Source organism: Flavobacterium omnivorum, from assembly GCF_900099915.1.
Taxonomy (GTDB): Bacteria; Bacteroidota; Bacteroidia; order Flavobacteriales; family Flavobacteriaceae; genus Flavobacterium; species Flavobacterium omnivorum.
Genome location: NZ_FNDB01000002.1, coordinates 166,760 through 189,388, shown reverse-complemented (window position 1 = coordinate 189,388; position 22,629 = coordinate 166,760). Strand labels below are relative to the sequence as shown.

Sequence of the window (22,629 nt, the reverse complement as noted above, 5' to 3'; positions counted from 1 at the left end):
TGTGTTTAATTGCTAGATTCTGTTATTGTTATTCGCTGTCGCCAATGTCAGCCATGGTATGAAGTTTTAAAATTCTTGAACTTTCCTCTTTTACCAGAGGATTTTTCTTCATTTGCCATAAAAAATCACTAGCAAATTTTCTGGTTCTTTCCATGTTCACAATTGGTTTTGGGTAATTGACACCCACTTCAAAATCGTTAAATTTCTGGTCTAAATAAGTCATTTTATAGGGTTCGTGTATAAAAGCACGAGGTAAATCTCGCAATTCTGGAACCCACTTTTTTATAAACTCACCATCAGCATCGTGCTCGTAGCTGTTCTTGATTGGATTGTATATGCGCAACATGTTGATACCGGTTTCACCAGCCTGCATTTGCAACTGCGGAAAGTGGATGCCAGGTTCAAAATCCAAAAACATTTGAGATAAGTGTTGTGTAGCTTCCTGCCATGGCTGCCACAAATTATGGGTAAAAAAGGAAACGAGCATAGCGCGCATCCTAAAATTTAGATAGCCTGTTTCATTCAAGCAACGCATGCAAGCGTCAACTAATGGGAATCCAGTCTGTCCTGTTTTCCATGCTTCAATATAATTCTCATTGATTTTCTTTTTCAAAGAATGAAATCCTTTATTCACGCTTTCAAATTCCATGATTTCTTCCATTTCAAATTTTTGAATGAAATGTGCTTGCCATGTTAGTCGGGATACAAAGGAATCAATTTGTTTTTTGTCCTTGCAAACTAGTCTAAAAGCAGCCGCTTTTTGCAACACTTGTCTTGAGGATAAATTCCCCCAGGCAATGTATGGTGATAATCTGCTGCAACTTTTTCTAGCTAGTAAAGGTTTTGAAATATGTGAGCTGTAATTATGGTAGCGTTCATCAAAGAAAGTTTGTAAATATTTACCAGCCATGTTAGCACCTCCTTTTTGGAAGATGCTATCTGGAATAGTCTCTAGATTTGTTTTTTCTAATGTTTTTTCAAGTTCTTCGATTGCTTCAGACGATAGGTAATTTGTAGGGTTAGCATCAAAAACATATTGGGGTTGATTCATATATTCTTCCCACTGAGATACCCAATTTGTTCTGTTTCTTAAAGCTCTGAAAATTCCGTTATTCGTGTTTTCAACCCAGTTTATTTGGTTGTTTTTACAAAATCTTTTAAATGTTTTGTCTCTTTCATAGGTGATTTTCAATCCTGTTTCCTGATGTGAAAACACAGTATCTATCTTGTAAAGTTCTTCTAATATATTAAAAACTTGAAGCACCTCCGATGAGACTGCTAGAATATGTGTGTTTGAAGGTTTCAGTTGTTTATTTAAATCTACTATGGATTGCTTTATAAAATTCCAGTGTCGCGAACTATAATGCGAATCATTTTCTAAAGATTTTTCGAATACATAAAGTAACAAAGTTGGCTTGCCCGTGTTTGTTGCATTAAAGATTGCCTCGTTATCTTGTAAACGAAGGTCTCTTTTAAACCAAACCACATTGATTATTTTTTTACTTGTGTTCATTTTATTTTTCTAAAATAATTGTTGTTGCAACCATAAATTCTGGAATTTTGATTGTCCATCGTAATTGCTAGCTTGTAATTCAATATTGAATTTTCGGTTTCTAGGATCGTTGCCCACTCCTGATACATACATCCAATTGCCATAGTTGCTGTGCACATCGTAATCTATCAGCATCGCTTCAAAATACGCAGCACCGATACGCCAGTCGATCAGAAGGTCTTTTGCAAAATAGGAAGCTACATTTTGTCTTCCACGATTACTCATCCAGCCTGTTTGCTGTAATTCTATCATATTTGCATTTACAAAAGGAGCTGCAGTAGTCCCGTTTATCCAATTTTTAATGTCTGCCGTGTTTTTTTTCCAATCGTAATTTTTGTTTAAAATCCCTCCAATTTTAAAAATAGAATTCCCATTTTTTAGTGAAATATATTTAAAGTAATCCCTCCAAATCAGTTCGAAAATCAACCAATACGTAGATTCGTTTTTAGTGATTTGTTGTTCGTATTTAATGATTTCCCAATAAATAGTCCTTGCCGAAACAGAACCGTTGGCTAACCAAGGAGAGAATTTTGAACTAAAATCAGTTCCAATTAATCCGTTGCGAGTCAGTTTATAAACACTTAATTTTTTGGTTTCCCAAAAATAATTTTGCAATCGTTTCAGTGCTTCGTCTTCGCCGCCAAGAAAAGGAAAAGCCGTTCTGGAATCCATTTGAAAATCAGTAAAACCTAATGTTTCCATGCTAGGGATTACAGTTTCGTTTGCAATCAAATTGTCTTCTGGCATGGGTTGAACCGCAAATTCAGCACGAATTTTAGTTGCTTTTTCACACTGAATTCTGAATTGTGTAAAAACATTTGGAATCGATTCAGTGTCAAACGGAATGTCTTCAGGATGATATAAGAACTGATTGTAAGTACTTTTAAAATTGATCGAATCTAAAATTTTCACTTTAACATTCTCTAAAATTTCCATTTCCTCACTCGTCCATTCTTCTTGGAAATATAAAGATGTAATCTCATTTTTACTACAAATATCTGGAACTAAATCTTCTGGTTTTTGGTGATAAACCAAAAGGGGAATATTCAATTTTTCTAGATTTTGCTTCAACGCCGTTACCGATTCAATCAGAAACTTAGCTCGAAACTTTTCTGTTTTCTTAAATCCAAATCTTGTTTCTTCATAATGTCTTGGATCAAAACAATACACCGCGATTACGGTTTCATTTTCATCAATAGCATTTGTCAACGATTCGTTATCAGTAACTCTTAAATCGTTTCTAAACCACACTAACCCTTTTTGTTTTTTTTGCATTTTTCACTACAATATTTAACTTCGTCCCATACTTTCTCCCATTTTTTCCGCCAGTTAAAAGGTCGGTTGCATACCAAGCACATCTTGGAAGGCAGATTTTCCTTTTTCACTAATTGTATTTTTCATATTCATTGACAACAATTTTGGCTTTCAAATCAAACATCAAATTATATAAGCCAAAAAAGGTTCTATTCATGTAAATAAAGTGCTTAGAGCCTCTGTTTCCATTCATTTTTCTAAGATTCGTGTCTTTTGAAAATCGTTCCCCCAATTGCGCGATACTTTCAAAAAAAGTTTCATCCGAGAAGTCGAATGTTTTTGCTTGAAATGGCTTCGTAAATAAGGATAATAAATCATGGAACAATTCGGTGAAATAGGTTACCTCTTCTTTGGAATCGTCTGCTCGTAAAATTTCTAAATCAAATAATTTAGCATTAAATATTTTAGGGTCGTTGATCACTTTTTTATCAATCAACTCAAAATACGGAGTGTAAAAGTCCATTGGAATTTGTTTCATACACCCAAAATCCAATGCCACTAATTCGTTTTCATCGTTCACTAAGAAATTTCCAGGATGCGGATCAGCGTGTACTTTTCTGAGTATATGAATTTGGTACATATAGAAATTCCATAAGGCCTGACCCACTTTGTCAGCAACTTTTTGGTCCGTGTTTTTCTTAGTAAACTCAGAAAGGTGAATCCCTGTCATCCAGTCCATGGTGATAATTTTCTCTGATGAAAATTTTGGATAATACTCTGGAAAGACTAAGTTTTCAATTTTTTTACAAGCAGCAACTACTTCTTGGCTTTGTTTTAATTCCAAGAGATAATTGGTTTCCTCAATCAATTTATCTTCTACTTCTTTGAAATATTTATCGGAATCCTTGCCTTGAAGGTTAAACATTCTGATGGCAATGGGTTTTACCATCGCTAAATCAGACGAAATACTGTTGGCAACGCCCGGATATTGAATTTTCACTGCTAATTTTTTACCGTCTTTAAAGGCAACGTGGACTTGTCCAATACTAGCTGCATTGAGAGAGGTGGAGTTGAATTCATCAAATATTTCAAATGGTGTTTTTCCAAAATTTGCCTTAAATGTTTTTAATACTAAAGGAGCTGAAAGTGGCGGAACAGAAAATTGGGAAAGCGAAAATTTTTCGACATAGGCTTGTGGTAGAAAACTTTTGTCCATACTTAGCATTTGGGCAACTTTCAAAGCACTTCCTTTCAGACTTTTTAGCCCATCGTAGATATCCTCTGCATTGTCTTCATTTAATTTATCACGAGTCAAATCTGAATTGACCATTTTTTCTCCATAATATTTTAAATAGTTAACACCAACTTTGGCACCTGTTTGCACGAGTTTTGTTGCTCTTTCAATTTTTGAAGTAGGAATATAGTCTATAGTTTTCATTATTTGTTGTATATTTTTTCTTTGAAAATAAATTTTCCAAAGTCGATTAAGCTGTCTAAAGGCACAATGTTCATTAGTTCGAAAGATGCTTTTACTGATTTTTCGATATAAATATCTGTTTTCTCAAAAGCAGGAGAAGAATCATCTATCCAGAATTTCAATGCTAATAAAAGCTGTATCCAAGAGGTTTCTTGAAAAGTTTTTTCTTGGAAATTTTGAAGTTTTTCTTGCTGTGTTCTAAAGTCATCAGAAACAATTTCAGCCAAATAGTTTTTAAAACTGTTTCTAAGTCCAGAAAGTTGCATCAATTTTTTCAATTGATTGTTGTGTTCTTTTAAGGTCATCACGACATAACTTCTGTTGGCTGTAAGTATTTCAAAGAAAGTGAAGTAAAAACTAAGCAATTTACTTTTCATGTCATACGTTTCGTAATCTTTGTTTTTATTCAGCAATTCAACTGTTTTTTCTAAGAACATTTTAAAGATTTCTTTCTCAATACTTTCTGTAGTACCAAAAAAGGCATAAAATTCTGTTTCCGAAAAATCATTTATTTTTGTAAAATGATATACTGATTTTGGTTTCTCACTGTATTCAAGGACATAGTTCATGTACATTGAAACTATTTTGTCTTTAGTTATTACTGTTTTTTTAGTAGCCATTTTTTCTGTGTTTCAAATTAGAGTATAAAGGTAGTGAATGTTTAACGATATATTAATAAAGTTAAACAAAATTTAATATAATTTTATATCGTTATAAATCATTAGCTTTACACTATTATGAAAAAAAATGTTTTAATAAGCGGCGGTTCGGGATTTATCGGTAGACATTTAACGGCGCTGTTGCTTACCAAAGGATATTCAGTTTCTATCTTGAGTAGAACTGAAAAGAAAAATAAGGGAGATGTTTTCTACTATAAGTGGGATGTTGCAAACGGCACAATTGAGGAGGAAGCAGTTTTAAAAGCAGATTACATCATTCATCTGGCAGGCGAAAATATAGCAGAGAAAAGATGGAGTGCGAAACGAAAAGCGGCCATCATTGATAGTAGAGAAAAATCATCCCAACTGTTGTATTCGGTTTTAAAAAAGCATTACAAAAAACTTGACGCATTTGTTTCAGCCTCAGCCGTTGGGATTTATGGAGCAGTAAACGGGAAAAAAATCTGTACGGAAGATACTGTTCCAGCCAATGATTTTTTAGGATACACTTGCCAAAAATGGGAAGAGTCTATTGATTTTATAGAAAATTTAAATATTCGGACCGTAAAAATCCGAACGGGATTAGTCTTAGGCAAAAACGACGGCTTTTTGAAGAAACTTATTCCACTTTTCAAATACAGATTAGGTTCAGCATTGGGTTCAGGTAACCAATATATGCCATGGATTCATGTTGATGATTTGTGTACCATGTATTTAGAAGCGATTGAAAATACTGAAATGGTTGGACCTTTTAACGCTGCCATTAACGACAATACTACAAATGCCGTATTTTCTAAAACATTGGCTCGTATTTTTGGCTATTCGATCTGGTTGCCCAATGTGCCTGCGTTTGTTCTGAAGTTTGTGATGGGGGAAATGGCCGTAATTGTATTAACAGGAAGAAGAATTTCCTCTGATAAAATAGAACAAACTGGTTTTAAATTTAAGTTTAAAAATTTAGAAGAAGCATTACGAGACTGTTTAACAAAATAGAATTATTTTAGGACACAAACAATTTGAGTATTTACGTTTTTCGATATTTTACTGCGCACTATAAAAGGAATTTCGATCCTAAAATCATCCGTGTTTAAGGGGAATTCAGATTGGATTTCGACTACATTATCGACTCTTTTTAGTGTGCCTTTGATTGTCATTTTTTTAGTACGACCCCGTATGGTTATTTTGCCGCTGATTTGATAGGGTCGAAATTCTGAGGTAAGGTTGTTTAAATCAAATTTTTCAATAGTACCTTTAAAGACGGCTCTTGGATACCGGTTGCTTTCCATGTAATTTTTATTAAAATGCTCTTCCATCAAATTTCTTTTAAATTTAAAATCTTTGATGTTAATCCAACATGCAATATCACCTGTTTTAGTAATCAAAATACAGGTGGTTTTTTCATTTGTTGCTCTCACTTCCTCAAACAAAGGTATTGATGCTTCAAAATTTGTGATACCTTCATATGAAACTAATTTTTCCTGGGCGTTAATTGCGAGAGCAATAAAGAGTAGCGCTATTGAGGTAATTTTTTCCATAATACTTTATGAATTAAATTATACCGACTCTTTTTTGAATACATTCTTCCTAATGCATGCGGGAGATACTATTTTTTACCATATCGGCTTGATACTATACAATTTTAGACATAATCTTATTATTAATAGAATTACTTAAAGTTATGAAAAAAATAGAATATATAAAAGTTTTTAATCCTTGAAAAACAGGAGTATCAGTTAATTTTTTATCAGCTTTTTAATCAGAAATTGCGGTAGAATATACTTTTAAAAAGACTTTAATAGTTGTTTTCGAGTAGCGAGTAATTAGAGAATGCTCTGTGCATGATCTATTTGGTGTTTCGGCGCCTGAATTTGTTCAAGCAGTCACTACCAGAAACTAGTGAAGTGTCCTGTTATTGGACCGTAATAACCCTAGATGAATTGGCATCACAAAAAAATTATTGGCTCGAGTAAGCACAAAAACTGTTGCATATTGAAAAGTTGTAACCACTTGAGGAACTTAAAAACACTCCTGTTTTACAGGTTTATCAATGATGTCTAACCTATTGTATTATAAGAATTCCAACTTTATGTTGTAATTTTTTAAATTTTCTAGTGATTCTTTAGATGTATAATCGAATTCTTCCTCATGAAGGTCTTTTTCTTTTTTTAGGGATATTTGTTTAATGCAGTTATAAAAACGGCGTACATCATTGTTGTTGGAAAGGATTAAACCGGGTACTAATGCGCTCTTGCCCGCGCTGTCTTTGGCAACCATTGTAAAATAAGAGGAATTACAATGTTTGATTATTCCGGTTTGGATGTTTTCGGCCTCTACACGAATTCCTATAATCATCGAGCTTTTACCCACATAGTTTACGCTGGCTTTCATCTTCACGAGTTCGCCCACTTCAATCGGTTTTAGAAAATTTACAGTGTCTACCGAGGCGGTAACACAATAATTACCTGAGAATTTTGAAGCGCAGGCAAATGCAATTTGATCCATTAAAGATAAAATATATCCTCCATGAATCTTACCACTAAAGTTGGTGTAATTGGGCAACATCAATTCTGAAATACTAATGTCTGAGGAGGCCACAGTTTTAAAGGTCCGATTCATCTATTTTATTTTAAAAGGAGAATTTACTTTTTTGACGTCTGTAATAAAATAGCGCGTGTCGCCCCACCATGGAAATGTTCGGTACCGTTCTACATATTTTACCTGAACATATTGACCCTCCATTTCTTTTAAATCTGAGATTACTTTTTCTTCGCTATCCATTACTGAAAAAGAAAATATTTGTGCGCCAGAAATTCCTTGACTAATTTCTCCTTCCCATGTTTTGAAAGCAACTCCTTTGTTACTTACCTTGATTAATTCCCCTGAACGAACACCTTCACTGTAAGTTGCGTTGTATAAAAAAGTAAAATAACCTAAGCTAAATAGTACTAGTATTGCGGTGGTAATCATTAAAAATTTTCTCATTTTTTATTTAATTTAGAAATTGATTTTCGTCTTTATCGGCTAAGTTTACTATGTTTTCGGGAAGTGCTTTTTTTGCTTTTGCTCCCATTTTTTTTAATTTTTCGACACTTACAATTAGGTTTCCTTTTCCTTCCACAAGTTTGTTCATGGCGCTGCTGTATTCTGTTTTACTCTCGTCTATTTTTTTGCCAATTTTGATCAAGTCGCCTACAAAACCTTCAAATTTATCATACAATGCTCCTGCTTGAAGCGCTATTTCTAGAGCATTTTCCTGTTGTTTTTGATTCGTCCACATGCTATCAATCGTTCGTAAGGTAGCTAATAATGTGGCGGGAGTTACAATAACAATATTTTTTTCGAATGCTTTATTGTACAAACTGGTATCTTCATTTAGGGCCATAGCAAATGCGGGCTCAATGGGGATGAATAACAATACAAAATCAGGACTTTCTATTTGGTACAAATCTTGATAATTTTTTGCGCCCAGCTGCTCAACATGGCGCTTAATGGAAAGGACATGTTCTTTTAGATAGCCAATTTTCAAAGTATCATCTTCTTCATTGATGTATTTTTCATAAGCGGTTAGCGAAACTTTTGAATCGACAATCATCTTTTTTCCATCCGGCAAGTTAATGACAACATCAGGAAAAACGCGATTTCCGTCTTGAGCGGTGAAGGCTTGTTGCACTTCGTATTCGCGGCCTTTTTCCAATCCTGATTTCTCTAAAACGCGTTCTAGTATCAGTTCGCCCCAATTTCCCTGCATCTTGCTGTCGCCTTTGAGGGCTTTAGTCAAGTTGATGGTTTCCTTACTCATTTGGATATTCATTTCTCGTAATCCCAGAATTTGTTGGCGTAAGGCGGCATGATAATCAATGCTTTCTTTATGTGTGTCTTCTACCTTTTTTTCAAACAATTGAATTTTATCTTGCAATGGAGTCAAGATATTTTTCATGTTTTCTTTGTTCTGTTCGGTAAATTTATTCGATTTTTCCTCCAATATTTTGTTGGCTAAGTTCTCAAATTCAATGGTAAATTTTTCCTGTAGTTTTTCAACTTCTTCTTTTTGTTCTTTGTTGCGCTCCCAGAGATTTTCGAAATCTACTTCTTTTTTACTAAGTTGAATTGCTAAACTGTCTTTTTCAGTTCGGATAAGTTCTTTAGAAACGATTTGGGCTTCTAATTGTTTTTCAAAACCCATTTTATCAATCATTAAGTGCTCTCTCTGTTGGTTGAATTGAGCATTTAAAGTAATTAATTTTTCTTCCAAGCTACTTTTTTCCAACTGGAATCTGGTAACAAATAGAAGTTTTCCAATATAAACTCCAATACCAAGAGCAACGATGAAAATCAGTAAAAAGGGAAGCGTATTTGACATAATTTTTTTTTTGTAACAATGTAAAAATAAACAAAAGATTTCTAGTTTCTTTTGAGAAATCAAAATTCTAGTATAAGTTTTTGAAGTGTTTGTATTTTGAAAAAATAGGATTCTTTAGGGTAGTTTTATACCTAAGAGTCTCCTTTTTTGATAGCTATCTAGTAGTTGTTTTTATTTGAGCAGGGAGTTATCTTAAACTATTTTAGAAAAAAAAGCCAGATTTCAATGAAAAAATCTGGCTTTTGGAATGTAGAAAAAGGGATTTTATTTTTTTACTATTTTTCCTTTAAAGACAACCTTGTTTCCACTGGAAAGGGTGTATATATAAATCCCTGCAGGTAATTTAGCACTATTTATTTTTGTAGTGTTTTCACCAATTGAGCCTTTTAATTGTTTTGAAGCTCCCATTGCTCTTCCAAGAATATCATAAATGTTTAGACTTAAGTCTTGTCCGTTTTCTGAATTAATCACAATATTGAATGATTCTGAAGCTGGATTTGGATAGGTCATTACAGACAATCCTTTTGCTGTAATCAAGTCATTGATAGCTAAAGTTATATCTGCTTTTAACTCAAATCGCGCGATAACTGGACCATGATCAGAAGTAGTATTGACATAGTTTGCTACGTCTAAACGAGGGTCATAAACTAAAGTTGAATTGAGTACATAATCCTTAGTTAACTCGTTTGATATGATAATATGATCTAAGAAACCTCCAGAGGACAAGTAAGTAAAGGCTCCTGCTTTGCTAATTTCTAAAGTTAGAGGATTGTAGCGTAAATTGTCTTCCACCATTTTCTGGTACGATGAAGGGTTTCCTGCAATAACGGATGCATCAACATCATCATTAAAATCTCCTAAAATTATCAAATTTGCATCTGGGTAATTAACATCTAAACTGTCTTTCAATAGTTCAACATCATATTTTCTCATGTTGTACCTTGCTATATCACTACCGCTGTTGGCTCTAGCATGGATGTTAATAATTTTTAGATCTTTCTTTACTCCGCCTATATTTGTTTCCATTTCGACCATATAAGGTAAACGGCCTGAAGAGAAGAAACTCGCGCTCACACCTCCAGGATAATTGGGTAAAGTTTTGCTTCCGGCACGAATTTCATCAAAAAGTTTACTGAACATCACTCGTGACTTTTTTACTGTTGTTGTTTGCGTGTTATAAATTACAACTAATTTTTGAGCGGGGAAGTCAGCTTCAGGAGCATTAAAGGAGTAGGACCAAGCTGGAGAAATTACTTTGTCAAAAGTTTTTCCGTTGATACTTATTTTTTGGATTAAAAGATCCAGTGCGGCATCGTCCGAAACCTCTTGAACGGCATAAACGTCAGCATTTAAAGTATTCATGACTTTCGCTGCATTTTCAATCTGCAATGCGTCGTCTGTTGGACCAAACTCAGTTCCTGTTGAGCCAATTACATTGCTTCCAAAAAATTCTAAATTGTACGTAACAATATCAAAGGTTTCTGTTTTCGGTAATGAAGATCCATTTAAAAGACCTATTTCTTGGTTCAATCCTGTTCCAACAACTGTCAAATGGCCCGAAATACTCAATGCTTTGGAAGAAGGGAAAAAACGAGCATAAATTATTTTTCCTGCAACTCCATCAGTAGCTGAAATCACTAAATTGGATTGAAAATTACTGTTGTCAACAGATAATTGGTAGTCAGCAGGAGCCGTTACCGTGATATCGCCGTAACCGCCTGCCATGAAAATAAAAGACTGGCTTGCTGAAGCTGTATTTGGCGCTACTTCTCCAAAATTCAAAGTAGGATCTGAGGCTAGAAATGTTGTTTCGTTCGTGATTTTTACATCATCAACGGTCCACTCAGCAGTATCCGTTCCACCAGAATTTGTAGTTTCGTAAACCCAAGCTATAAAAGTATGATCAGATTTATAAGCTTCTAAATTGATGTATTGCGACTGTTTAAAGGTTCCTGTAGTGATAGGAAAATCGCCTTCTAAGGGAGTCCAAGTTGCTGTTTCTGGGTTGCTTTTACCATCATAATCTAAAGAAATCATTAGTTTTAGCGGTGTACCAGAGAAAAATTTGCGAGAATAGAAAGATAACAATGGGAATTTGTCAAATGTAACTAAACGTAAATTAGGAGAAATTAACCAATCTTTGCTGGCTCCTGTTTCGGAATATCCATTTATTTGTACCGCAGCAGGTGAACTGTTAAAACGTGTCGTGGTGCTCACCCACTTAATCTTGTCGCCGGCTACGCTATATTCCGTCCAACCACTGTTTGTTAGAACATTTGCATTATTAAAATCTTGGATGTAAGGATTAATTCCTGTTCCTGACACCGCGACTGCTTTAGTAGAAGCTCCGTTTGATTCATGAGTGATTTGTCCTGAAAAAAGGCCGGTTGCAGTAGGTGTAAATTTGACATAAACTAAAGGTGTTGTTCCCGTATTGAAATCTTCTGCAGCAAAAACCAATGTTGATTGAAAGCCAGAAGTCTCATTTTTAGAAATGGTAAAGTTTTGGGACGCGGAAAGCGTAACTGCTCCACTAAGATTAAGCGCTTGAAGTTGGTAACTTAATGCAATTGAGCTGAAGTTTTGCTCTACAAAACTAAAATCTAAGGCAGTTTTAGTAGTTGACAGAGAAGGAACGACAACGCTAGAAGTAGTGACGTCTAGTTTGTTGCTTTCCCCTTGAATGTTGCCAATGGCATCTTCGGAGATTGAATAGACAACATAATCAGTTCCTAGAGCTAATCCTGTACTGTTTTTTGAATAGACAACGTTATCATCCGAAATTTCAAGAACCGCTGCTTTTAATGCCGCTGCATCTGAGGCGTTTGTTCCTGCTTTTATCTGAGCAGCGCTTGGAGCAGCACTTCCTGACGGCAAGATCACGAAATATGTTTTTCCAGTCTCATTTAATTTGGACGAAAAATCAAATCCATCAGATAGGATGTTAGTGATTTTTGGGAATCCGTCTGCATTTACAGGCGGAGCTACATCATTAAATACACTTATGTTGTCAATGGCAAAAGAGGGACGAGAACCGCCTCCAGATATTTGTCTTGAAATCCAACGGACTTGAATTACTTCTTTATTATCACATTCCGATGGTAAAACTACTTTTATTTTTTGGCTATTCACTTCTGCTGTTCCAGACGTTTGTGCTATTGTTCCGCTGGCATAGACCGTTGGTAATAAAGTAATAAATGCATCAGCTGTACCAACTCGATATTGCAGTACTAATTCGTTTATACGAGAATTCGATGTCCCATTATAAGGATTCCGAATTACCATCGCATCATATTCTACTGCAATTCCTGATTTGCCCACTGTTTTGAATGCAAATCCAATCGATAGATCTAAGGAACCGGTGTTTAAAAATCCAATTTTTCCATTGTAATTATGGAAATTTCCACTACTGGTTGCAGCTGTACTACTGGCAACTAAGGCTCTATCCGCAACTAATGTTGCTGTTGTATTGAATGAACTTCCCGGAGCTGTGCTTGCGGTCCAACCCTGAAACCCCGCAGGATATATAGCTGATGCTGCATCAAGAGTGGTGAAATTTTGAACGAATGGCAACTCTTGCGCTATGGGCGCTGTTCCTTGGGCAAAAACGGTTGTTGAAAGGCAATAAAAAAAACTTAAAATAGCCATTATATTGCGTAAATGGTAATTGTGTTTCATAGGTTTACAATTGAATTAAGCAGTAAAACTAATATTTACAACGTTAAGAGAATATTATAAATTGAGCTATTTTAGATTGTAAATAAAATCTTTTAATTGGTTTTTAAATCGATTTTTTTGGTCGATTGGCTATTAATTACAACAAAAAAAGCCAATAAGGAAGGTGTCCTTATTGGCTTTTAAAATACGAAACAAATACTTATTCGTCCAGTTTAATATTCCCTCGGTCTTCCTTATTGTCAGGGTTTGAAGCAGGGTATCTGTGGGCAGTAATGTCCGAGTTGAGGTCTTCATTTTCAACTGTTTTCATTGCTTCTTTTTCTGTAGAAACGCCTCGGCTTAAACTTTCGTTTTCGTTCCATGTTCTATCTTCGGTTTCGGGAATAGCCGCAATAGACCCATCAACATTGCGCGCCCTTAGAACAACTTTTTCATTACCATTACCATCGATTTCTATTTCTTCTTTCAGTTTAGGCGCGACTGTATTGGTTTCGTTCAGCGTCTTTTCGCTAACCATTTGGTCGTTTATTTGCTGCTTATTATTGGTCTTTTTTGAATCTAAATCATTATTTTCCATGATCTTGCTGTTTAATTATTAGTCTTACTTTTTATAATATTACGTCATTAATTCTAGATGTTTGAACTATTTAACATTGCTTTGGGTTTACCGCAATAAATGTAGCCAGTCACTTTTAAATCCAACAAAAACAAAACTATCTTTGCATGCACTAATAAATCAACACAATGTCTCATTCTCATTTTATTATTCATAAGCCTTACGGCTATTTGAGTCAGTTTATTTATGAATTAAAAAGAAAAAAGAAACTGCTGGGAGAATTATATAATTTTCCAATAGGAACGATGGCTATCGGGCGCCTTGATGAGGATTCCGAAGGATTATTATTGCTGACAACGGATGGCATGATGAGCGAAATCATTCGTAGTAAAAAAGTCGACAAAGAATATTATGTCCAAGTTGATGGCATTATTCATCAAGAAGCCATCGAGCAATTACAAAAAGGGGTTGAAATAGGTTTTAATGGAACTAAATACATCACCAAACCGTGTATTGCTTTTTTGATAAATGAAATTCCTGCTTTTGGAACAAGAGGAAAAAAAATTCGTGATGAACGTCACGGTCCAACTTCTTGGGCTTCGATAACGGTCAATGAAGGGAAGTTTCGCCAAGTTCGTAAAATGACAGCAGCGGTTGGGTTCCCAACCTTGCGGTTGGTTCGTGTTCGAATAGGAAACGTGCATCTCAATGATTTGAAGGCAGGAGAGGTGATTGAAGTCGAAAATTTTCAAATAGAGATTTAAAGGATTTGATCTGATTTTTTCAATCTTTTAATTTTTCAATCTTTTAATAAAGTATACTATGTTAAACATTGTTTTAGTAGAACCTGAAATCCCAAACAACACCGGAAATATTGGTCGATTGTGCGTGGGTACCGAAAGCCGTTTGCACTTAATTCATCCTTTTGGATTTGTTATTAATGATAAAAATCTAAAACGTTCCGGTCTTGATTATTGGGTGCATCTAGAGGTGACTGAATATCAAAATGTAACCGAATGGAAAGCTCAAATTCCCGATTTATCGCGAGTTTTCCTGATGAGTTCCCATGCCAAAAATTCGTATTTAGAGACTGATTTTCAGGATGGAGACTGGTTGGTTTTTGGAAAAGAAAGTAAAGGTTTGAGCGAAGAAGTTTTAAACGAATTCCCCAATCATCTGACAATTCCTATGTCATCGCTAATTAGGAGTTTTAATATTGCAAATTCGGTAGCGTTTGTCATTGGGGAAGCAAAACGACAAATAGGATTAAAGCTTTAAGAAATTACAAATTTACCTTTGGACGCATCAAAAATGATATTTTCATCTTTGAAAAGCGTATTGAAACTCCCTTTAGAAATAAAATTACAGGGTTGATCTTGTTGAACAGTTTCAGGAGTCATAATGATCATTTCGTCACTTAGTTGTATCGCCATATCGATGTCGTGAGTAGAAAAAAGTATGCATTTGTCCGTTTCGGCGGTGAGTTTTTTTAACAATTTAAAGAGAGAAACTTTGTGCAGTAAATCTAAATGGGTTGTGGGTTCATCAAGAATAATAAGCGGTGTGTCTTGAGCTAAAGCTCGTGCAACTAATACTTTTTGTAATTGTCCGTCGCTGATTTCGTAATGCTTTTTTGCTGCTAAATGACTGATTTGTGTCAATTCCATCGCTTCATTTACTTTTACGATATCATCAGCAGTTAATTTTCCTATCCAATTTGTGTAGGGTTGCCTTCCCAACGCAATGAGTTCAAAAACTGTCAAATTGCTTGGAGGCAATTTTTCGGTCAGAACCACACTTAGATTTTGTGCCAATGTCAAAGCGTCTATTTCACGAATGTTGTGACCGTTTAATAAAACAGTTCCTGAAATTGTTTTTTGAATCCCTGTTATTGTTCGTAAAAGCGTCGATTTCCCAATACCATTGGCGCCAATCAAAGCAATTAGTTTTCCTTTTTCTAAAGACAAATCAATACCTGATGAAATAATAATATTTCTTTTTTTATCAGAATAACCAATGCTGATTTGTGTCGCCTGTAAGATGATTTTATTGTCCATTACCCCATCATTTTTCGTTTCCTAATTAGTAACCAAATCACAATTGGAGCACCGAAAATAGAAGTTACAGCATTGATTGGTAACGTGAAATCGCTACCTGGCAGTTGCGAAATACTGTCGCAAATGAGCATGATAACTGCCCCAAAAAGTATAGTACTCCAGAATAAAATCGTGTGATTACTCGTTTGAAAAACCAGCTTTGCTATATGTGGTACTGCTAATCCAATAAAGGCTATTGGACCAGCAAAAGCAGTGATGCTTCCTGCTAAAATACTGGTGGCAAAAATGATAATCAGACGTGATTTTTTATAATTTAAACCCAAGCTTCGGGCATAATTTTCTCCTAGAAGTAATGAATTTAGTGGTTTAATGCTGCATAAACTTAAAACTAGACCAATTACAACACAAAGTGATAAAAGAGAAATGGAAGTCCAAGATAAATTGCCTAGATTTCCCAATGACCAAAAAGTAAATTTTTGTAATTGTTCAGCAGTACTAAAATAGGTTAAAGTTCCAACAATTGCACTGGTTAAACTCCCAAACATCAGTCCTACAATTAAGATGGCCATCGTATCACGTAATCGATGAGAAACAGCCAATACTGCTAGTAAAACAGTGAAACTACCAAGGCTAGAAGCCAAAACAATTCCATACGATGAAACTAAAAGTGTAGCTACAAATGGAGGTAAAAGGGTGGCACCCAAAATAACTGTAGCAACACCTAAACTGGCACCGGAACTTAATCCCAGAACGTAAGGTCCAGCAAGTGGATTTCTAAACAAAGTTTGCATTAATAAACCGCTAATGGATAATCCCATCCCAACAAGAATGGCAGTAATAGCTTTGGGTAAACGATAATTGATAATGATATATTCCCAGGTTTCTTTGCTGGCACTTTGCCCAGTTAAGCTATTAAAAACTTCTTTTAGAGGAATAGAAACGGATCCTAAACTGATGTTGATTAGGAACAAAAAAAACATTCCGATAGCTAGGAATATAAAAAGTACTGTATTTCGGTTGGTTTTAGTCAATTTATTCTAATTTCTGAAAGAAAAAAAGTTTATGGTTGGGTAGCAATTCCGGATGAAAAATTTTAATCAAATCTTTCAATACCCAGTCGGGGCGAGTGGGAGACCATTCGAAATATAAAATCCCTCCTTTAGCACCTTTATTAATACTGTACGAATATACTTTTTTATTTTTAAACGAGGCAAATTCACTATAATGCGGATTACTGTCGCTCATTTGTTTCAACGAAGAAAAATCGCCTGGAGCAATCCAATATTCGGCATTTTGTGCTCTTTCTAAAATTTTTTCAAAAGGCAATGGCAAACTGCCGGTTCCCTTCGTGTCAGCCCATAAATAATTAGATTGCGCATCTTTAAGAAATAACGATGCCCAACTCTCGCCTTGTGGAACGTACCATTGATTCTGAAACATTGCACCGCTTAGGACGGTGGGTTTTGATGTTGCTTTTTTGGCTAAAGCCAAAGTGGTTGTGTATTCTTTTTCGATAGTAGAAAAAATAGTATTGGCTTTGGAATCTAATCCGTACAACGCGCCGAAAAACTTAATCCATTCGGCTTTTCCAAGTGGAGATTGCTCCGTCCAGTCGCCGTTTATCATCACTTTCAAACCGCTTTTTTGCAGATTATCTAAAGTTGGATTGCTGTTGTTCAGACCAAAGCTGACGATTAGATTGGGATTCATATCAATTAAAACCTCGGTATTTAAAGTTTCGTTGGTGCCAACTTCCCTAATTTTTCCAGAATCAATCTTTTTTCTGGTTTTTTCGGAAGAGATATAATCGGTGTTTGGGAAACCTACTAAAGTGTTTTCAACGCCTAACATTTCAAGTGCTGGAATATGCGTAGTTGAGGTGACAACAATCGATTTTATAGGAATCGGAATGATGGAAAACTGTTTTAAACTGTCTGGAATGATTCCGTTTTTTTCTTGTAAAACGTAAGTGAAATTTTCATTGGCGTTAGGCCAAGGACTTGTGATGGTAACGATTGTAAACCCGTTGTGTTTATAGATTTCCAATCCTTTAGCGTATTGAATTTCATTTGCTGAAGTTGGATTAGTGGAGGTTGGATTATCCTTGTTTTGTTTGCATCCAGCTATGGAAATGACAAATAAAAAGAGTGTGAACGGGAATATAAAAGATTTCATAAAATGGTTTTCAAGAAGTGCAAAGGTATATTTAATCCTTTTTAAAAATCAAAATTTATTTTTTATTCCAATCATAAAGCTATATTTGCACCCGTATTGAGGTTGCTGTTTTGATTTTTTCAAAATAGCATTAAAAGGGAAGAGAGTGATTGAAGATTGTTGATTAACGATTTTTGATTTTAGAATTATAATCTAAAATCAATTTTCACAAATCCATATTCAAAAATCTCACGCTGTACCCGCAACTGTAAGCTATCAAGCTTGTTGTTATCTACAAAACCATTGTTCGAAAATTTTAGAAGTATTGATTTACGAATTAGGATTGCAAAATCCTTAAAGAATAAATCCAGCATCCTAAAATCCAGAATGAGAAGGTAAACAACAAGACGCAAGCCAGGAGACCTGCCTATTACATCGAGTATCAAACTTTCGGGAAAAAAGGTTTGGGTATGGGTAATTCTATGCTTTTCTCCCCATTTTTAGTCATGTAACAGAAAATAGCTGTTACTAAATGTTTAAGTAAATGAACAAAAAAATCGTTCGTATTAGTGCGTTGTGCGTGCTAATTTCTAGCTGCGCTTTTGCGCAACAAAAGGAAACTATTTCTTCTCAAGATGAATTGAAAGAAGTAGTTGTCTCCGACTCTAAATTTGCTTTGGCAAAGGAGAAATCAGGAAAAGTAATCACTAAAATTACCGCTCAGGATTTGAAAAACAAAGCGGGACAAAGCCTTGCCAATGTCTTAAGTTCCGTTGCAGGTGTTGAAATTAATGGGAACCAAAGTGCTGCGGGAAAAAATTTAGGGTACTACATTCGGGGTGGAAAAAACAATCAGGTTTTGATTCTTATTGATGGAATTCCGGTTAATGATGCATCAGGAATTAGTTTTGAGTATGATTTGCGTTTGCTTCCGGTTGAGCAGGTGGAAAGTATCGAAATTATGAAAGGCGCAGCAAGTACGTTGTATGGATCAGGTGCCGGAACTGGAGTAATAAATATTACTTTGAAAAAATCAGGCAAGAAAGCGATTGAAGGAAATGCCTACGTAAATGCAGGAACCAATAATACTGCAAATACTGACAAAACCAGCGCTCAAAATTACAATCAAGGTTTTTCGGTTAACGGAAATGCAGATAAAGTGAATTATTTTGCTTCTTTGAATAGCACTGAAATTATCGGAATGTCACAGATTGCTCCTGTAAATCCAGATGATAATTACGAAGAAGATCGTTTTTCCAGAATTAATTATTTGGCAAAGTTAGGGTATAAAGCCACAGAAAAATTGACCTTGGATTTCTTTGGTAGTTATGACAAAGTCAAAATGGATTACGATGCTTCTTTTGATAATACCGGTACCAATGATACTGATTTGAATTCCACCGATTCAGAACAATTTCGTTTTGGTTTTTTACCAAAATACAAATATTCTAAAGGGGAATTTGTTCTGAATTCCAGCTTTAATAAAATAGTAAGAACGTATAATGATTTCGACTTTTATTCGAATACACCTGGATTTTCACAATATGAATCCCGAAGTGTGAATGTAGATGGTTTTAATAAATATGAATTTTCAGAATCTTTCTTTCTTGTGGCAGGTGCACAATATCAGTTTCATGATATGAACAGCATCACTCCTTTTGGCGGTAATTTGAAGGAAGCTACAAAGTTTAATATGATTGATCCTTATGTTACAGGTGTTTTTTCCACGGATTTTGGATTGAATTTAAACGCTGGAGCACGATTGAATATTCACAGTCAGTATGGAAATCAATTGGTTTATAATGTGAATCCTTCTTTTGATTTTAAATCGATTCCTTTGAAAATTTTAGCTTCATATAGCACTGCTTTTGTAACGCCAAGTTTGTACCAATTGTATTCGGAATATGGAAATGCAGATTTAACACCGGAGAAAAATAGAACAATAGAAGCAGGTTTTGAAACCCAACTTTTAGATAAAAAAATAAAATTGAATGCGGTCGCTTTTTACCGTGAACAAACTAATTTCATCGGATTTTATTTCAATCCGGTAACTTTCGATTCGAACTACATTAATATAGACGGAATGAATAGAGCAAAAGGAGTAGAAACCGAATTCTCTTTTGCCTTGAGCGAAAAAATCAATTGGAACTCCAATTATACGTTTACACAAGTAGATAAAGCGCTGGATCGCTTGATTCCAAAGCATAAAGTAAATTCAGCTTTGGATTTTCAAATCAATGACCGATTGTTTTTTAATCTTGATTATCAATTTGTAGACAGTAGAAATGATGCTTTTTTTGACGGAAATACTTTTGCTACAACGAAGATTGTTTTAGGTTCCTACCAATTGGTAAATACTTCGGCTCGCTATGAGTTGGTAAAAAACAGGTTGTCTATTTTTGGAGCGGTTAGCAATATTTTAAACGCTGATTTTGTTGAAAATGTAGGCTATAATACCTTGGGAAGGAATTTTAAATTGGGTATGAATATCAAGTTATAATTCAAATTTCTATTAATAAAAAAAGGCTTTCGTTACTGAAAGCCTTTTATTGTTTACAAGAGTTGTTGTTATTTCAACTCAGAAATAAATGCTACAATTGTTGCAGCAATTTTGTTTTGTTCCAAGTCATTAATCAAATATTCTCGATCATCAAGATTCGACATATAACCCAATTCAACCAATACTGCAGGTGCCACTGATTTTTTTAATATAAAAAAAGGCGCTTTTTTTACTTCAGATGATTTGAGCGTATTGTTTTGAGAGAATTTAGTACGAAGGGCATTTGCAATCAAAATGGATTTTTCGCTAGCCACAGATTCATTGGCGACGTAAAACTCCATTCCTGATTTAGCTAAATTTGCACTTTGGTTCACATGCAAGGACAAAACTAAGTCTGGTTTGATGTTGTTAATAATCGCCGTTCTATCAGATAGAGAAATATATTTATCTTCATTTCTCGTAAGATGAATTACTATATTTTCATTTTTATTTAAGAATTTTATTTTAGTAGTGATTTGTTCTACAATCAGTTTTTCAGTACCAGAGCTGGAAGTGGCTCCAAAGTCAGTTCCACCATGCCCAGCATCAATAACAACATTGATTTGCTTGGTTGTTTTTGTATCAGGTTTTACAAATGCGAAAGAAACTAGAGCTGCACAGGTTAAAAATAACGGAATTGATTTTTTCATAGGGTTTTCAGTTTGGGAAGTTATTCCATATAAACTTACAAAAAAGATATTTATTGTCTCAATTTTTTTATTTTTTAACGAGTAAAAGTAAAATTTTAGGTTAAAAAATAGCCATCATTAAAAAAGATTGCCACAGATTCAAAGATTGTGCTCTTCAAAAATGTGGCAAACTGGTACTGTGTTCTAGTAATTAATCTTACAGTTATATGTATGTAAGATGAAAAATATTTATTCTATTATTCTAGAGCTCTCAAAAGTCCTTCTGGAGCTTTCTCAAGATACATTTGGTTTTGTATTCCTAATATGGATTTGGAATCGGTTAAAAAGTCAAATTCTTTACCCGGACTTTGTCTCATCATGCGGGATGCTCCTGTGATTTTTGCAATCGCGGTACTTAATAATGGTTCTGAACTGTTTCCAAGAACGCCTAAAGTACTCAATGTTTCTTTTACTAAAAAATCAGGTTGCAATCCATTGAAATAATCGCCAAAACCAACTGAATTTACAATTTTTAACACAATAGGTTGCATAGCATATCGGTGATTTGGATTTCTATTTTCGGATCCAAATGTCGGGGAATCATATAAAGTAACAGATCCAACATTTTTTCCAACAGTAACATCCCCAATTTGGATTACATTGATGTGTGGTTCAAGCCCGTTGATTACAAGTTCACTGGCTGATGCGGAACTGGCACTAGTCAAGATGTAAACTTTAGTTAAGTTTAAACTATTAATTGCGGTAGCTCCTATCTTATCCGTAAAGTAATTGTACAAAGCTTCTGGACTTTCAGCTTCAAAATAATCATTAATCTTTTTATTCCATTGTTGCTTAGCAAATACTTTTCCGGTAAACTGTCCAGTAATCATGCTGGCCAATCGAGTGGCAGTTTGAACGGAACCTCCTCCATTATACCGTAAGTCCAAAACTAGTTCGGTAGCTCCCTGAGATTTTAGAGACGCAAAAGCCTCGTTTAACTGAGTGTCAAAATTGGCATAAAAACCATTGTACATTAAATACCCAATTTTATGAGAACCAGAGGTGATTACTTTATTAATCAAGATTGGATTTTCAGTTAAGACTGTTTTTGCTAAGTCTACTGATTTGCCATTCCCAACAATAGTAGTTCCGTTGTAATCTGCAAGATTTAGGGTGTAATTTTCATTGGAACCAAATAACAACGATTGATAATTGCTGAGGGTAAGTGGTGTCCCATTTACGGCTGTAAAGAAATCCCCACGTTTAATGTATTTAGTCGATGCATCTGAATTGGCAATAATATAACGTACATAACCAAATAGTTCAGTTGAACTTCCTGGTTTGTAACTTAAACCAAAATCGACACCGTTGTTTTTAGTAGTACCTTGAAGACTACCTTCTAGTTCTAAATAATCATCTACAATCCAACTGAATTTATCTATTGAGGGACTTACTCTTAATGCTCCAAATAAATCTTCTGGAACTGGGTAGCCACTTAGGAAAGTATTTAATGCGGTTTGGTCAGCAAAACGGTCATCTGCTAAATTAGGCACGTCTGCTTGCCATAAATAATATTGATTCATTCCTTTCCATATAAAATCTTGGATTTCTAAACTAGGGGGAGGCGGAATGTCATCGTTGTCCTGGCAACTTTGAAAAGTAAAAGCCGTAATGAACAATAAAAGCGTAAGTTTGAAGTAGGTTCTCATAAATT

Annotated in this window: 20 protein-coding genes and 1 riboswitch; of the genes, 4 read left to right on the top strand and 16 right to left on the bottom strand. The window is 34.8% G+C overall.

Annotated elements, in window-relative coordinates:
* Positions 1–28: 28 nt before the first annotated feature.
* The 5 genes from BLS90_RS02935 to BLS90_RS02915 are packed head-to-tail and all read right to left on the bottom strand — an operon-like array spanning position 29 to position 4,903.
* Positions 29–1,513, bottom strand: coding sequence for a cryptochrome/deoxyribodipyrimidine photo-lyase family protein (locus tag BLS90_RS02935; protein ID WP_091255059.1), 1,485 nt, complete (start codon positions 1,511–1,513; stop codon positions 29–31).
* A gap of 9 nt (positions 1,514–1,522) precedes the next feature.
* A complete protein-coding gene (locus BLS90_RS02930) occupies positions 1,523–2,827 on the bottom strand; it encodes a DASH family cryptochrome (protein WP_091255054.1) in 1,305 nt (434 codons plus the stop codon).
* On the bottom strand, positions 2,803–2,937 hold the full coding sequence (locus tag BLS90_RS02925; RefSeq protein WP_165930074.1) for a DUF2256 domain-containing protein: 135 nt from the start codon (positions 2,935–2,937) through the stop codon (positions 2,803–2,805). The genes BLS90_RS02930 and BLS90_RS02925 overlap by 25 nt, the downstream gene beginning before the upstream one ends.
* Entirely contained in the window at positions 2,937–4,244 is a 1,308-nt protein-coding gene (locus BLS90_RS02920) for an ABC1 kinase family protein (protein WP_091255052.1), read from the bottom strand. The genes BLS90_RS02925 and BLS90_RS02920 overlap by 1 nt, the downstream gene beginning before the upstream one ends.
* Entirely contained in the window at positions 4,244–4,903 is a 660-nt protein-coding gene (locus BLS90_RS02915; RefSeq protein ID WP_091255046.1) for a TetR family transcriptional regulator C-terminal domain-containing protein, read from the bottom strand. The genes BLS90_RS02920 and BLS90_RS02915 overlap by 1 nt, the downstream gene beginning before the upstream one ends.
* 117 nt (positions 4,904–5,020) lie before the next feature.
* Here BLS90_RS02915 and BLS90_RS02910 point away from each other — a divergent pair, with 117 nt between their 5' ends.
* The gene (locus BLS90_RS02910; RefSeq protein WP_091255038.1) at positions 5,021–5,935 is read left to right on the top strand and encodes a TIGR01777 family oxidoreductase; all 915 of its coding nucleotides are present in this window, start codon (positions 5,021–5,023) and stop codon (positions 5,933–5,935) included.
* A 2-nt stretch (positions 5,936–5,937) separates the two neighbouring features.
* On the opposite strand, the gene BLS90_RS02905 is transcribed toward BLS90_RS02910, so the two are convergent.
* The 6 genes from BLS90_RS02905 to BLS90_RS02880 all read right to left on the bottom strand — a co-directional run bounded on the left by BLS90_RS02905 (position 5,938) and on the right by BLS90_RS02880 (position 13,557).
* Entirely contained in the window at positions 5,938–6,477 is a 540-nt protein-coding gene (locus tag BLS90_RS02905) for a YceI family protein (protein WP_091255036.1), read from the bottom strand.
* Positions 6,478–7,009: 532 nt separating this feature from the next.
* Positions 7,010–7,558, bottom strand: coding sequence for an acyl-CoA thioesterase (locus BLS90_RS02900; protein WP_091255034.1), 549 nt, complete (start codon positions 7,556–7,558; stop codon positions 7,010–7,012).
* Complete coding sequence (locus tag BLS90_RS02895) at positions 7,559–7,924, bottom strand: 6-phosphogluconate dehydrogenase (RefSeq protein WP_091255032.1); 366 nt, start codon at positions 7,922–7,924, stop codon at positions 7,559–7,561. It lies immediately after the preceding gene.
* A gap of 7 nt (positions 7,925–7,931) precedes the next feature.
* Positions 7,932–9,302, bottom strand: a complete 1,371-nt coding sequence (locus BLS90_RS02890; RefSeq protein ID WP_091255031.1) for a DNA recombination protein RmuC — start codon at positions 9,300–9,302, stop codon at positions 7,932–7,934.
* Positions 9,303–9,566: 264 nt separating this feature from the next.
* Complete coding sequence (locus BLS90_RS02885) at positions 9,567–12,980, bottom strand: T9SS-dependent choice-of-anchor J family protein (RefSeq protein ID WP_091255029.1); 3,414 nt, start codon at positions 12,978–12,980, stop codon at positions 9,567–9,569.
* Positions 12,981–13,179: 199 nt separating this feature from the next.
* Positions 13,180–13,557 carry a hypothetical protein gene (locus tag BLS90_RS02880; protein ID WP_091255026.1) on the bottom strand — a complete coding sequence of 126 codons (378 nt, stop codon included), beginning with the start codon at positions 13,555–13,557 and terminating at the stop codon, positions 13,180–13,182.
* 167 nt (positions 13,558–13,724) lie between these two features.
* Between BLS90_RS02880 and BLS90_RS02875 the strand changes: the two genes are divergently transcribed.
* Together BLS90_RS02875 and BLS90_RS02870 are read left to right on the top strand one after the other, a co-directional pair.
* Positions 13,725–14,300 (top strand): pseudouridine synthase, encoded by a 576-nt coding sequence (locus BLS90_RS02875; RefSeq protein WP_091255024.1) that lies wholly within the window; start codon positions 13,725–13,727, stop codon positions 14,298–14,300.
* A gap of 58 nt (positions 14,301–14,358) precedes the next feature.
* Positions 14,359–14,814: a tRNA (cytidine(34)-2'-O)-methyltransferase gene (locus tag BLS90_RS02870; RefSeq protein WP_091255022.1), complete on the top strand. Its 456-nt coding sequence runs from the start codon at positions 14,359–14,361 to the stop codon at positions 14,812–14,814.
* On the opposite strand, the gene BLS90_RS02865 is transcribed toward BLS90_RS02870, so the two are convergent.
* From BLS90_RS02865 to BLS90_RS02855, 3 genes are read right to left on the bottom strand one after another with little or no spacing between them, the layout of a single operon-like run.
* Positions 14,811–15,593: an ABC transporter ATP-binding protein gene (locus tag BLS90_RS02865; RefSeq protein ID WP_091255020.1), complete on the bottom strand. Its 783-nt coding sequence runs from the start codon at positions 15,591–15,593 to the stop codon at positions 14,811–14,813. The genes BLS90_RS02870 and BLS90_RS02865 overlap by 4 nt on opposite strands.
* Positions 15,593–16,624, bottom strand: a complete 1,032-nt coding sequence (locus tag BLS90_RS02860; protein WP_245705035.1) for a FecCD family ABC transporter permease — start codon at positions 16,622–16,624, stop codon at positions 15,593–15,595. Before BLS90_RS02860 ends, BLS90_RS02865 begins: the two co-directional genes overlap by 1 nt.
* Before the next feature lies 1 nt (position 16,625).
* Positions 16,626–17,768: an ABC transporter substrate-binding protein gene (locus tag BLS90_RS02855; protein ID WP_091255015.1), complete on the bottom strand. Its 1,143-nt coding sequence runs from the start codon at positions 17,766–17,768 to the stop codon at positions 16,626–16,628.
* A gap of 82 nt (positions 17,769–17,850) precedes the next feature.
* Positions 17,851–18,192: riboswitch (cobalamin riboswitch) on the top strand.
* 99 nt (positions 18,193–18,291) lie between these two features.
* On the opposite strand from BLS90_RS02855, the gene BLS90_RS02850 reads away from it, so the two are divergent.
* Entirely contained in the window at positions 18,292–20,247 is a 1,956-nt protein-coding gene (locus tag BLS90_RS02850) for a TonB-dependent receptor plug domain-containing protein (RefSeq protein ID WP_175455426.1), read from the top strand.
* 68 nt (positions 20,248–20,315) lie between these two features.
* Here BLS90_RS02850 and BLS90_RS02845 read toward each other — a convergent pair whose 3' ends face one another.
* Positions 20,316–20,936 (bottom strand): N-acetylmuramoyl-L-alanine amidase family protein, encoded by a 621-nt coding sequence (locus BLS90_RS02845; RefSeq protein WP_091255013.1) that lies wholly within the window; start codon positions 20,934–20,936, stop codon positions 20,316–20,318.
* 236 nt (positions 20,937–21,172) lie between these two features.
* Entirely contained in the window at positions 21,173–22,624 is a 1,452-nt protein-coding gene (locus BLS90_RS02840) for a S41 family peptidase (RefSeq protein WP_091255011.1), read from the bottom strand.
* Positions 22,625–22,629 lie beyond the last annotated feature (5 nt).

Bases quoted from the DNA above. Each gene is read 5' to 3' on its own strand.
- BLS90_RS02935 (WP_091255059.1), bottom strand. From the start codon at position 1,513: ATGAACACAAGTAAAAAAATAATCAATGTGGTTTGGTTTAAAAGAGAC.
- BLS90_RS02930 (WP_091255054.1), bottom strand. From the start codon at position 2,827: ATGCAAAAAAAACAAAAAGGGTTAGTGTGGTTTAGAAACGATTTAAGA.
- BLS90_RS02920 (WP_091255052.1), bottom strand. From the start codon at position 4,244: ATGAAAACTATAGACTATATTCCTACTTCAAAAATTGAAAGAGCAACA.
- BLS90_RS02915 (WP_091255046.1), bottom strand. From the start codon at position 4,903: ATGGCTACTAAAAAAACAGTAATAACTAAAGACAAAATAGTTTCAATG.
- BLS90_RS02910 (WP_091255038.1), top strand. From the start codon at position 5,021: ATGAAAAAAAATGTTTTAATAAGCGGCGGTTCGGGATTTATCGGTAGA.
- BLS90_RS02905 (WP_091255036.1), bottom strand. From the start codon at position 6,477: ATGGAAAAAATTACCTCAATAGCGCTACTCTTTATTGCTCTCGCAATT.
- BLS90_RS02900 (WP_091255034.1), bottom strand. From the start codon at position 7,558: ATGAATCGGACCTTTAAAACTGTGGCCTCCTCAGACATTAGTATTTCA.
- BLS90_RS02895 (WP_091255032.1), bottom strand. From the start codon at position 7,924: ATGAGAAAATTTTTAATGATTACCACCGCAATACTAGTACTATTTAGC.
- BLS90_RS02890 (WP_091255031.1), bottom strand. From the start codon at position 9,302: ATGTCAAATACGCTTCCCTTTTTACTGATTTTCATCGTTGCTCTTGGT.
- BLS90_RS02885 (WP_091255029.1), bottom strand. From the start codon at position 12,980: ATGAAACACAATTACCATTTACGCAATATAATGGCTATTTTAAGTTTT.
- BLS90_RS02880 (WP_091255026.1), bottom strand. From the start codon at position 13,557: ATGGAAAATAATGATTTAGATTCAAAAAAGACCAATAATAAGCAGCAA.
- BLS90_RS02875 (WP_091255024.1), top strand. From the start codon at position 13,725: ATGTCTCATTCTCATTTTATTATTCATAAGCCTTACGGCTATTTGAGT.
- BLS90_RS02870 (WP_091255022.1), top strand. From the start codon at position 14,359: ATGTTAAACATTGTTTTAGTAGAACCTGAAATCCCAAACAACACCGGA.
- BLS90_RS02865 (WP_091255020.1), bottom strand. From the start codon at position 15,593: ATGGACAATAAAATCATCTTACAGGCGACACAAATCAGCATTGGTTAT.
- BLS90_RS02855 (WP_091255015.1), bottom strand. From the start codon at position 17,768: ATGAAATCTTTTATATTCCCGTTCACACTCTTTTTATTTGTCATTTCC.
- BLS90_RS02850 (WP_175455426.1), top strand. From the start codon at position 18,292: ATGAACAAAAAAATCGTTCGTATTAGTGCGTTGTGCGTGCTAATTTCT.
- BLS90_RS02845 (WP_091255013.1), bottom strand. From the start codon at position 20,936: ATGAAAAAATCAATTCCGTTATTTTTAACCTGTGCAGCTCTAGTTTCT.
- BLS90_RS02840 (WP_091255011.1), bottom strand. From the start codon at position 22,624: ATGAGAACCTACTTCAAACTTACGCTTTTATTGTTCATTACGGCTTTT.